A 13144-nucleotide genomic window follows, 5' to 3' on the forward strand; every position below is an offset into this window, starting at 1 on the left:
ATAACAGTATCAACTAACAGATTAATCCCAAATATTTAAAAAATAATTACTTAACCTCATTAATGTTATGAAAAAAATAATACTATTACTTTTGTTCATTGTTTGTAGTTTTCAAGGTTTTTCTCAAACTCCTGGAATAAGTTATCAAGCAGTAATTTTAAACCCGAATACAAAGGAACTTCCTGGAGCAAATGCTCAAGCTAGTATTTTGGCTAATAGTAAAGTTTTAGTTCAGTTTACAATTATAAACGAAAACAATAATCAAGAGTACCAAGAATATCATAAAACAAGTACTGATGTTTATGGAATGATAAACCTTCTTATAGGACATGGAACTACAACATCATCTTATAATTTTGATGATATTATTTGGAATGGGTTCTCAAAAAAATTAAAAGTAGAAATCGATTTTTCTGGAATTGGAAATAATTTCACCTCTTTAAGTGAGCAAGAATTAACTTTTATGCCACAACCTGTGCTTAGTGCGGATTCTGATGCGATTTTGAATAATAAAGCTGATATAATAGCCGAACAAAATAGAGCAATTGGGGTAGAATCATCTTTGCAATTATTAATAGATGAAAACAAAGGCGAAACAGAAGTTGCGATTTTGTTGAATTCTAATGGATTAGCTGAAGAAATAATACGAGCAACTAATGCCGAGACATCTATTACAACAAAATTAGCTAAAGAAACTAATGCGCTCATCTCAGCTGATGCCATACTACAGACAAATATAAATACTGTATGGGAAGACGTAAATGCCAACCTTGAAAATGCTATAACTGCTGTACAGGACGATGTAGACGTCAAGGAAATAGCAGCAAATACAGCTATTGCAAATGTTCAATCCGGTGTTGATGCTAATGAAGCAGCTAGTGAAGCTTCAGATGTCACCTTACAAAACAATATAAACACGGTTCAGTTGGATGTTGATGCTAATGAATCTGCGAGTACTTCAGCAGACATCATACTTCAAACGAATATCGATGATGTTAAGTTGGATGTGGATACTAATCAGGCTTTAGTCAATACAGCTATTGCAAATGTTCAATCCGATGTAGATTCTAATGAAGCAGCTAGTGACGCTTCAGATGTCACTTTACAAAACAATATAACCACGGTTCAGTTAGATGTTGATGCTAACGAGGCAATAAGTACTTCAGCAGATGCCATACTTCAAACAAATATAGATAACGTTCAATCGGATGTCGATGCTAACGAAACAGCAACTAATAATGCTTTAAACTTAAAAGAAAATTTATCCAACAAAAGTACCAACGTTGTAAAAGATGCTGCATCAGATACAAAATATCCAAGTGTGAAGTCAGTAAAAAAGTATGTAGATACTAGTGCAGATGCTAAAGTAGAAGATGCTATAGTTGATGCTGTTACCACAGTAGCTCCTTCACAAAATGCTGTTTTTGATGCTTTGGGATTAAAAGCGAATATCGCTTCACCAACCTTTACAGGAACAGTATCTGGAATAACTTCAACAATGGTTGGCTTAGCCAATGTAGATAATACAAGTGATGTTAATAAACCAGTTTCAATGGCAGGACAAACGGCTTTAGACTTGAAAGAAAATTTAACGAATAAAAGCACAAACGTAACAACAGATGCTGCATCAGATACAAAATACCCAAGTGTAAAGTCTGTTAAAAGCTATGTTGATGCTAGTGCAGATGCCAAAGTAGCAGATGCTATAGTTGATGCTGTTACCACAGTAGCTCCTTCACAAAATGCTGTTTTTGATGCTTTGGGATTAAAAGCAAATTTGGCTTCACCAACTTTTACAGGAACACCAATATTACCAACAGGAACAACTGGGATAACACAAACAGCTGGAAATAATACGACAGCTGTTGCAACAACTGCTTTTGTAACAACTGCTACTTCTGGTAAGTTTGTAGATTTAACTACAAACCAAACAATTTCTGGAGTTAAAACTTTTAATTCCAATGTAAATGTGAAGGGGCTAATAATTGGTCTAGGATCTAAGGGTGTTGCATCCAATACATCAATAGGTGTTAATGCATTGGTATCTAATTCTACAGGAATTAATAATGTCGCTATTGGTGAACAGGCTGGGTTTTCTATAACAGGAAGTAATAATGTTGCTATTGGTACAGCTACTAATAGAAACGCAGCCGAAGGAGATAGTAATGTTGCAATTGGGAATGGTGCTAATTATCAAGGAACTTCTGGGTCGCATAATATATCATTAGGTACTCTTGCATATAGACAGGGAGATAGTGGGTCTAGCAATATAGCAATGGGTTTAGCGGCATTATATCAAGAAACAAAAGGAAGTAACAACATAGCATTAGGAAATAATTCAAGTAGAAATAATAATGGGGGAGAAGGAAACATTACTTTAGGATATCAGGCAGGAAATAAAATATCAACAGGAAATTACAATGTTGTTATTGGTTATGATGCGGATGTTTCTAGTGGAACTTTAACTAACGCAACAGCTATTGGTAATGGAGCTATAGTTGATGCAAGTAATAAAATACAATTAGGAAATAGTAATGTTACTGCTATTAATACCAGTGCTGCAATTACATCAACTTCGTATATAAAAATAGGGGGAACATCTAGTGAATTTTTAAAAGCTGACGGGACGGTTGATGCAACTACATATGCTCCTTTAGCTTCACCAACCTTTACAGGAACAGTAAGTGGTATTGATAAAACAATGGTTGGCTTAGGAAATGCAGATAACACATCTGATGCTAATAAACCCGTTTCAACAGCAGGACAAACGGCTTTAAATCTAAAAGTGGATAAAGTAACAGGGAAAGGCTTATCTACAGAAGATTATACAAGTGCAGAGAAAATAAAATTAGGGGCAATAACAGGGACTAATACCGGGGATCAGGATATTTCAGGAATTGCATCAAATACCTCTAATGCAGGCGATTTGTCAAGTTTAATAACGACAGCTAAGTCTAATTTAGTAGCAGCTATTAATGAAAATAATGGGGATATAACAACCCTGCAAACCAATGTTAACAATGCAATTACAGAAGCTGATAAACAGTTTAATGCTATAAGGTTAAGTGTAGGTCTTGATGTTGATGGTGACTACGTTGCAAATACAAGTACTAATTACATTAAGACATCAACAACCTTAGTTGAGGCATCAGAAGATTTGGATGCGCAGGTAAAAATAAATGCCGATAATATTATTTTAAAAGCGAATTTAGCTTCGCCAACCTTTACTGGGACACCAACATTACCAACAGGAACAATTGCAACTACGCAAACTGCAGGAAATAACACGACAGCTTTAGCAACTACCGCTTTTGTAAATGCTGCAAATACAACCAATGCGAATTTAACAGGTATGGTTACTTCAGTAGGTAACACTACCTCTTTGGGTTCATTTACTTCAGCAAATTTATCTGGAGCAGTCACGGATGAAACAGGAACAGGAAAAGTAGTTTTATCAACTTCACCAACGTTGGTTACGCCAGCTTTGGGAACGCCATCTGTACTTGTTGGAACAAATATAACAGGGACAGCTTCAGGTTTTACAGCAGGCAAAGTTACAACCAATGCAAATTTAACAGGAGAAGTTACAAGTACAGGAAATGCAACTACTTTAACCAATTCAGCAGTTATAGGTAAAGTATTGACAGGATACACAAGTGGTGCTGGGACTATTGATGAAACAGATAACATTCTTGAAGCCATTCAAAAGTTGGATGGGAATAATGCCACCAATGCGAATTTAACAGGTATGGTTACTTCAGTAGGTAACACTACCTCTTTGGGTTCATTTACTTCAGCAAATTTATCTGGAGCAGTTACGGATGAAACAGGAACAGGAAAAGTAGTTTTATCAACTTCACCAACGTTGGTTACGCCAGCTTTGGGAACGCCATCTGTACTTGTTGGAACAAATATAACAGGGACAGCTTCAGGTTTTACAGCAGGCAAAGTTACAACCAATGCAAATTTAACAGGAGAAGTTACAAGTACAGGAAATGCAACTACTTTAACCAATTCAGCAGTTATAGGTAAAGTATTGACAGGATACACAAGTGGAACAGGGACTATTAGTGCAACAGACAACATTTTAGAAGCTGTTCAAAAGTTAAATGGAAATGATGGGTTAAAAGCAAATTTAGCTTCACCAACTTTTACAGGAACTCCAACATTACCAACAGGAACAATTGCAACTACGCAAACTGCAGGAAATAATACGACAGCAATAGCAACTACAGCTTTTGTTAAATCGGTCATTACTGGGAAATTTGTAGACTTAACGACTAATCAAACCATTGCAGGTGTTAAAACCTTTAGTTCTGATATTTTAGTTAATGGTTTAACTTTTGGTTTAGGAAGTGGTGCAATCTCTAATAATACTGCAATAGGTAGTGAAACATTGAAAGCAAATACTACAGGTTTTTTTAATACTGCCATGGGAGTTAAATCCCTTTTTGCAAACACTATAGGGGCTCGAAATACTGCAATCGGAAGTCAAGTGTTATCTTCTAATAATGGTTATGATAACACAGGGTTGGGGTATATAACTTTACAAAAAAATACAAGTGGTAGTTATAATGTGGGTGTTGGATCGGAAGTGTTGTTTACTAATACAATTGGAAATAATAATACAGCGCTAGGTTCTCGATCATTAAAGTTAAATCTAAATGGTTCTAATAACACAGCAATAGGGTATCATTCATTATTAAGCAATACTTCGGGGTCGGGAAATACTGCCACTGGACAAAATTCTTTACCTAGTAATACAACAGGTACATATAATGTTGCTTATGGTGTTCAATCTCTAGAACAAAATACTAGTGCAAATCAAAATACAGCCATTGGAGTTGCTGCTATAGATAGAAATACAACAGGTAGTAGTAATGCCGTTTTAGGAGCTTTTGCTGGTCGCTATATCAGTGATGGAACAACCTACAATACCATAATAAACAATTCTGTGTTAATTGGGGCAGAAACTAAACCTAATGCCGATAATGAATCTAACCAAATAGTAATTGGTTATCAAGCAAAGGGTAATGGATCAAATACCATACAATTAGGTAATACAGCTATTACAAATGTAAATACAAGTGGTGCAATAACTGCTAATTCCTATATCAAATCTGGTGGAACTGCTAGCCAGTTTTTAATGGCAGATGGTTCTGTTTCAACAGGAGCCGCAGCGGTTAGAGAAGTTGCTGATGAGTTTACAGCAACTGCAGATCAAAGAAGTTTTACTTTAACACAGACTCCATCAACAAATAGTAAAGTAAAAATGTATATTAATGGAGTTAGAATTAGTAATGCTGCTTACAGTACAAGTGGAACTACTTTAACCTATGTGCCTGCAAGTAATGGGACATATGCTTTAAAAGTTACAGATAGAATTCAATTTGATTTTTATTATTAAAAAATTAATGTTTCAAAAAAACAAAATATGTATCTATTTTTATCCAATCTTAAAAAAGCAATACGTTTCCTTAGTCTTTTTGCAATATTAGCAATTATTAACATTACTCAAGCACAAGGCGCACTTGAGTTCAATGGTACGAATAGCTATGTTGAAATTCCACATGCTGCAACAAATAATACAGCACAATTTACTGTAGAATTTTGGGCTCGAGTAGATGGAGGTACAGGTGCTTACAGAGCGCCATTAAGTAATAGAGATGACAATCCATTAAGAGGCTATAATTTTTATGCGACTACTGGAAACATATGGACATTCAGTGGTGGTACTGGTGCGACTCCATGGGTAGATTTGGAAGGGCCTGCTGTTATTATAGGTGAGTGGACCCACTTGGCAGCAACGTATGATGGATCTACCTATCGTTTTTATGTGAATGGTATTTTAGAGGGCACCCCGCGTGTGGCAGGTTTTTCTCCGAACACAACAAGACCTCTTAGAATTGGAGCGGGAACAACTGAAGGTGCACCTCAATTTTTCTTTCCCGGAGCTGTAGATGAAGTTAAAATTTGGAATTATGCTCGATCTGAAAGTGAGATTAATGATAATAAAAATATTGATTTACCTGTGCCACAAACAGGGCTTATATCTTACTATCAATTTGAAGACGGTTCAGCAAATAGTAAAATAGGAAATAATAATGGAATTTTAAACAATAGCCCTACTCTAGTTACTGGAGTAAGTATGGGAACTACTGCACCTACAATTATTTCTGGAGCGTCTGCAATTTGTATAGGTAATAGTACCACATTGACAGCCTCTGGTGGAACTACTTATTCAAACGTAGTGGATGTTTGGTACGCTGGTGCATGTGGTGGTGAAGCCTTTTCTGAAGGCTGGGATACCCAACCGTATGCCACTGGATCAACCACTGTTAATTCTACAACCAATGGAATTTTGAATGTGACATCCACTTCAACAGATCCAGCAATTGAGATGTATGATATTGGTTCATTCAATCCTCTAGTTAATAAATATATAAATATTCGATATAAAGTTGTTTCCGGAACAGCAAACCATGCACAAATTTTCTATTTAAATGAGGCAATAACAGTTCCTGATGGCGGATATTATTTAGACGTCCCTTTGATATCTGATAATACATGGCGTATTGCAACTCTAGACATGTCCGCTCATCCAAACTGGACGGATAGTAATATAACAGGTTGGAGATTTGATTATGCAACTAGTAACGGTGTGACTATGGATATTGATTTTATCCAATTAGTGGCAAGCCCTATTATAGGGACAGGCACTTCCATAAGTGTAACGCCTAATGCAGATACTACATACTATGTAAATAGAAAAGGACCTAATGCTAATACTGTTTGTGTCTCTCAAGTAGTAACCGTAAATGCACTGCCAATACCAACATTTACCGCACAACCAGTTGGAATAATAGCGGTGAATACCGATGTTACTTATACCACGGAAGTAAGTCAAACAAATTATGTTTGGACAATTCCAGGTGTTTTAAATACTGATTATTCAATCACTTCAGGTGGAACAACTGCCGATAATACCGTTGTTTTAAAATGGTTGACAGCAGACAGCAAAGCGGTAACTGTTAATTATAGCAATTCCAATAATTGTTCAGCAGCAGAGGCAACTTCGTCAGCATCAATTATCACAAGAATAAGAGTGCTTAATAAGTTTGGAAATCAAATTATAGATACTTCAGAACAAGTTAATCAAAATGGGGCTGCAGGATTTGGTTCAGGGCTTTCTAAAAACGGTATGTCAATTCAAATAAAATCATATGTTTTAACAGATGGTTTAGTTATGCATTTAGATGCTGGTGATATTGCTAGTTACTCAGGTACAGGAACAACGTGGACAGATTTAAGCGGTAATGGAAACAATGGAATTCTACAAAATGGTGTTGGGTATAATAGTGCTAATGAAGGGGCTTTGGTTTTTGATGGAGTAGATGATTATTTTGTAACAGATAATAATTTAGACTTATCTGATACTGATAAAATAACAATTCAAATTGTTATAAAATATTCATCAGTACCAGTATCAATGATTTTAGAACACAGTACTGATTGGAATTCTAATAATGCCTTTGGCGTTTTAAGTGGACAACCAAGTGGCAAAATGCAATTTACAGATCACAATCAAGGTTATAATGCACCTCACTCAACAAATACTTTAAATGATAATAATTGGCACTTTTTCTCAGTAACCGTAGATAGGAGTCAAGCAGCAAATAATCAAAGTCTAATATATGTTGATGGAGTATTAAATCATACTCAAACCTCACTAAACACAGACACCAGTGGGAATTATTCTAGTTTGCCCCTATTCATAGGGTCAAGAGCTGGTATTAATTATTTTTTTAACGGAAATATAGCGCAAGTGTTAATTTACAAAAGAGCACTTACCGCTGCAGAAGTTCAACAAAATTTCAATATGGCAAAATCAAGATACGGCTTATAGGAATAAATTAATTCTTACTGATTCGCTAAAATACTTATTGATTCCTTTAAAAAAGCTGAAGAGATTATTTGAGAATCAGATTACTTAAATTTTAATCAATATGTTTACACAGTCGTTAATTCAAAAACAGTTAATCATAATACTTTATAGTCCTAAAATATAGGCTCGTTAATATATTATGAATTATTATTTGAATTATTTAGGACTAAGATTTTTTAAGGGAATAATTATTTATTGAAAAGGTTGTCTTTGTTAAGGCAGCCTTTTTTTTCTCCCAAACTTCCTAAGAATACTAAATATATTTAATTCATCGTATTGATTCACGCTCTTTTAAATTACAATTTTGTGGAGGTATTTTGTAAAAGAAAACCTGATTGACTTGATATAAAGTCAATGTGTATTTAATGTTGAAACTAATGACTAGAAAGTAGCATTAAAATAATTTTAATTATTGCTCGAAAAGCCCATTTTGATATTATAATGTAAGGCAAAAAGAATTATAATCACAAGCTCTGGTTATTTGTGATAGCAAATAAATAAATAATAAAAAAATATCTTATAAACTATAATGCTAATTATATCAATAGCTTACAAAACGAATATTAATGTAGAGTTTTTTGATTAGACCTTGTCATTCATTCTTACATTTAATCTTTTTTAATAACACTTTGTCGAAAAATTAGTAGGGGTTTCACATAATAAATTAATTTTATTTTGCTATTAATCAGTTCAAACAATAAAACATCAATTATCAATATCATTAAAATGATTTGAAATTGGTGTTTTTTTATGCATTAGTTTAAAGTTAGTTTAACTTTAAACTAATAAACTTACAAAAGATCTAATTTATCTTTGCACAGTTAGTAGTAACATTTATTTGCATTAGTTAGATTTCTTATGTCGAAGGAAACTAATGTTTTTTTGTTTACATTAGTATATGCGAAAAATTTTATTCGGGGTTGTAATCACATTAATTGTTTTGTTCACTTTTAAATACTGTGGAGATAAACGAGAAGATAAAATAGTACTTCAAGAAAGCTCATCACTTATACAAGAGCAAATAAAAAACGTTGGAAAACTCATAGTTACTGAAGGTCATTTTAGTGAAGTTTTTAATTATAAAAACTCTAAAGATATTTTTGGTGATTATTTTACTTCAGAAAAAAAAGCACTTGTAGTTGTAAATGCAGATGTTACCATTGCTTATGACTTAAGCAAAATTGAATTTGAAGTAGATGAGAAAACTAAAACACTTACCATTTTAAATATTCCGAAAGAAGAAATAAAAATTAGCCCAGATTTAGAATATTATGATATTCAAGCAGATTTTTTAAACCCTTTTAAAGCTAAAGATTATAACGATATTAAAAATATTGTTAAAGCATCATTAAGCAAAAAAGTAGAAGCTTCAGATTTAAAAGCTAATTCTAAAAACAGACTAATTAGTGAACTTTCTAAGTTTTATATTCTAACAAACTCTTTAGGTTGGACATTAAAATATAACGAAAACCCTATGCAATCTATTGAAGACTTTCAAAAAATAAACCTATAATTTACTTTTTAAACTCATCCAGCCACCACCATTCATAGCTTCAATACCGTTGTTTTTTAAAATAGTTGCAGCGCTTGCAGAACGCATACCACTTGCACAACAAGTAATTATTGGTCTGTTTAGTTTTTTTATATAGCCAATTTTTGAATTGATAATTTGTAAAGGTATATTTTTTGAATCTGCAATAGCACCTTGATTATATTCTTTAGTAGTACGAACATCAATAATAATAGCCTTTCTGTTTTGAAAGTCTTTAATTGCATCTTTTTTATTCCCAAACAAGAAATCTAATAATCCCATAAATTTATATTTTTTACAAATTAATTTAAAATTTTTTAAAGACTTGGTAACATATGTTACTTTATAGTTCATCAAAAAATTATGTATCTTCAACCTTTATAAATTAAGCATTATTATAGCACAATGAATGAGCCGTATGTAATATTAAATGTTGAAAAAAAAGTGGGATATATTGAGTTTTTTCATCCCAATAGAAACTCCATGCCAAGTGATGTATTAATGCAATTAGAACAAACTATTACAGACGCAGGAAATAATGATGCTATTAAAGTTATTGTGTTAAAAAGCGGCGGAGATAGAACATTTTGTGCGGGTGCTAGTTTTAATGAGTTAATTGCTATTGAAGATGAAGAAAAAGGAAAACAATTTTTCTTAGGATTTGCAGATGTTATAAATGCCATGCGAAAATGTCCAAAATTAATTATTGGTCGAGTGCAAGGAAAAGCTGTTGGTGGTGGTGTTGGTTTAGCGGCAGCAACCGATTATTGTTTGGCAACAAAATATGCCTCAATAAAATTAAGTGAGTTAAGTATTGGTATAGGTCCTTTTGTTATAGAACCTGTAGTTTCTAGAAAAATTGGAAAGACAGCGATGTCACAAATGACCATAAATGCAGAACAGTTTTATTCAGCAGAATATGCTAAAGAAAAAGGTTTATATGGAGAAGTTTTTAATACGACTGAAGAATTAGACGAAGCAGTTAAAACTTTAGCAGAAAACTTAAGCACTTATAATCCTGAAGCTTTAAAAGAAATAAAAACTGTTTTTTGGGAAAGCACAGAGCATTGGGAAACCTTATTAACTGAACGTGCTAAAATTAGTGGGAAATTGGTGTTAAGCAAGTTTACTAAAAAGACTTTGAAGCGGTTTAGATAATAAATTATTTAGACTTTGACGTTTTGCTTAATAATAGCCAATCCATCATCAATTAATTTACCAACTTGTGGTTTGTTTTGTTTTATGGTTTCTAAATGATGTAAAATATTCTCACAAAGTTGTTTTTCATTTCCTAAAAAAGCTAATTCATAAAGTTCTATTGTTAATAGCCAATCTGTGGGATGTTTTTCAATGAGTTGCTCCAAAACTTTAGTTCTCGAAATAGTTCTGTTTTTACCTTCTCTATAATCTCTAACCTGTTGGTAAAAGGTTTCTAATTCCAAGCGTTTTTTAGATTTTTTTATGTGAATGGTTTCTGATGATGTTTTGTGGGTAATTAAATCGAAACTATTTAAATCTGCAGGTCCAGAAAATGCTGAAATAATATCTTTTCCAACAGCCATATCATAAATGCCCCATTCTGGTTTAAATAAAATTGTATCACCATGAGTAACGGTGCAATTGTTGAAACTGATAAGTATTATTTTTCCTTGAAGATTTCGTTTTCCTGTAATAATTTCTCCTGAAACTTTTATACCACCTTCAAATTCTAGAGTAATTGTTTTTTCTTCATAAATGCTATAAGCGCTTAAATCTCTAGGACTCATATCTTCAATGGCCAAATTAATACCTTTAAGTTTGCCAATTGGAGAGCCAAAACCATTTGGATGATTTTTAATACCATGACCAACTAATTCTTTTTCTCTATAAGATAAAGCTGTTTCACCTAGGGTTTGAATGTAAATAGGATTTCCGTTAGTTTCTATAACATGATTAAAGATACCAGAAATTTGAATGCCGGTGCTCAATTCGATTGTTCCCAAAGCATTCGAATTTATAAGTTTATTAACTCCAGAAAGGCCTCCTTTACGTAAAGCCATAGTATTAGCAAATTCTTCTAAAACTAGGCTTAAATGTGCAAAATCGGGTGTTACAAATAGCTGAGGTTGCGGTTTTGTAATATCAAAATCTTTATAAGTAGCAGATATGTTATAAAGTGATTTTTTAACTTCATCTGTCATGCACCAAGCGCTTTCCCCAATTGAGGATAGTAATCCTGCGCCGTAAATTTTAGGGTTTTCAATGGTACCAATTAAACCGTATTCAACTGTCCACCAATGCAAATTTCTAATAAGAGCCATTTCACTTGGTTCACCCATATTCTGTTGTAAATCTTCAACTTTTTTTTCAGCAGAAGCGATATCTTCTTCTTTGGAATTTGGTGCCTCTTTTATAATGGATAAATGTCTAACAGCTTCATACAGTTCATGATCTTTAGCCGAAGAAATAGCTTTACAGCCAATTTCACCAAAGCGTCTCAAATACTCGGCATATTCAGGATTAGCAATAATAGGAGCATGTCCAGCACCTTCATGAATAATATCTGGTGCAGGTGTATATTCAATGTGTTCTAATTGACGAATATCACTAGCAATTACTAGTATATTGTAAGCTTGAAACTCCATAAAGGCATTTGGCGGAATAAAACCATCAACAGCCACCGCTGCCCAACCAATATCTTTTAAAATACGGTTCATGCCATACATGTTTGGAATACTGTCTATAGAAATACCTGTAAGTTTTAAACCATCTAAATACGACTTGTGTGCTACAGTTTTTAAAAAATCAACATTTTTACGCATAACATATCGCCAAACAGCTTGATCAATTGCTGAGTAATCCTCATAGTTTTGAGGTTTTATAAACTGTTTTAAATGTTTTGGTAAACGGTTTAAAATAGAGTTAGATTCAATTGTTTTAGACATAACTTATAAAGCGTAATTTTCTATGTAAAAATACAAATAATGGAAAAGATATAAAGAAGAGAACTATGTTAAAATAAAAAAGCAACTCAATTGAGTTGCTTTTTTATTTAATTTTATTGTTGTGCACCGGGAGGATATTTCCCCATTATTTCGGAAACAAATTCTTTAATACGCTCTTCTTTTTTTTCCATATTTTTACTTAAGTAACCAGTACCCATACCTTGCCAAACTAATTCTTTTTTATTGGCATCAATAAGGTCTATATATAAAACACCTTGAGTAGTTACCGATGTGTTTGGTTGGTTATAACCCCAGCCCCAAGGACCGTAACCACCCCAACCCCAGCCGCCATAGCCCCAGGAGTTGTTGTAAACATCAACACGTTGTTGAGATTTTGTAAAAAGACTCACTAATAAGTCAGGATTTTCAGATTTTGTAAAACCTTTTGCTAAAAGTTCTGCTTCAATAGCACGAAGAATTCGGCGTTTGTCTAAATCGCTAATTTCAGCCTTATCAATTCCTGTTTTAAAAAAAGCAAAAGTTTTATATTCACTAAAATTTGCTTTTTGATCATAATCTGCAGCTACTTTAACAGAGCTACAAGATGTTACTATAATTAATAATGCTAGAAGCGGTAATGTTTTAAATAATTTTTTCATAGCCATATTTTTATGTTAATTTAAAATAAAGTTATCAGTTTAAAAATCATGATTTTACAACTGCTTTTTATTTGTTTAATTCATC

At 33.2% G+C, this 13144-nt stretch carries 7 protein-coding genes; 4 read left to right on the top strand and 3 right to left on the bottom strand.

Annotation, left to right across the window (positions count from 1 at the left end; genetic code table 11):
* The first annotated feature begins 67 nt into the window (after positions 1 to 67).
* The 3 genes from BT151_RS12440 (at position 68) to BT151_RS12450 (ending at position 9458) form a co-directional block, all read left to right on the top strand.
* Entirely contained in the window at positions 68 to 5407 is a 5340-nt protein-coding gene (locus BT151_RS12440; protein WP_072402680.1) for a beta strand repeat-containing protein, read from the top strand.
* A 27-nt stretch (positions 5408 to 5434) separates the two neighbouring features.
* Positions 5435 to 7906: a LamG-like jellyroll fold domain-containing protein gene (locus tag BT151_RS12445; protein WP_072402681.1), complete on the top strand. Its 2472-nt coding sequence runs from the start codon at positions 5435 to 5437 to the stop codon at positions 7904 to 7906.
* 937 nt (positions 7907 to 8843) lie between these two features.
* Positions 8844 to 9458, top strand: coding sequence for a DUF4230 domain-containing protein (locus BT151_RS12450; protein ID WP_072402682.1), 615 nt, complete (start codon positions 8844 to 8846; stop codon positions 9456 to 9458).
* Here BT151_RS12450 and BT151_RS12455 read toward each other — a convergent pair.
* The gene (locus BT151_RS12455; RefSeq protein ID WP_072403155.1) at positions 9453 to 9758 is read right to left on the bottom strand and encodes a rhodanese-like domain-containing protein; all 306 of its coding nucleotides are present in this window, start codon (positions 9756 to 9758) and stop codon (positions 9453 to 9455) included. The genes BT151_RS12450 and BT151_RS12455 overlap by 6 nt on opposite strands.
* Before the next feature lie 123 nt (positions 9759 to 9881).
* Here BT151_RS12455 and BT151_RS12460 point away from each other — a divergent pair, with 123 nt between their 5' ends.
* Positions 9882 to 10634, top strand: a complete 753-nt coding sequence (locus tag BT151_RS12460; protein WP_072402683.1) for an enoyl-CoA hydratase/isomerase family protein — start codon at positions 9882 to 9884, stop codon at positions 10632 to 10634.
* Between the two features lie 8 nt (positions 10635 to 10642).
* Here the strand turns inward: BT151_RS12460 and BT151_RS12465 are convergent, their stop codons facing one another.
* Positions 10643 to 12400 (bottom strand): aromatic amino acid hydroxylase, encoded by a 1758-nt coding sequence (locus BT151_RS12465; RefSeq protein WP_072402684.1) that lies wholly within the window; start codon positions 12398 to 12400, stop codon positions 10643 to 10645.
* Positions 12401 to 12513: 113 nt separating this feature from the next.
* The gene (locus BT151_RS12470; protein WP_072403156.1) at positions 12514 to 13059 is read right to left on the bottom strand and encodes a DUF4136 domain-containing protein; all 546 of its coding nucleotides are present in this window, start codon (positions 13057 to 13059) and stop codon (positions 12514 to 12516) included.
* Between the last annotated feature and the right edge of the window lie 85 nt (positions 13060 to 13144).

The sequence above is a fragment of the Flaviramulus basaltis genome, from assembly GCF_900114265.1.
GTDB lineage: Bacteria > Bacteroidota > Bacteroidia > Flavobacteriales > Flavobacteriaceae > Flaviramulus > Flaviramulus basaltis.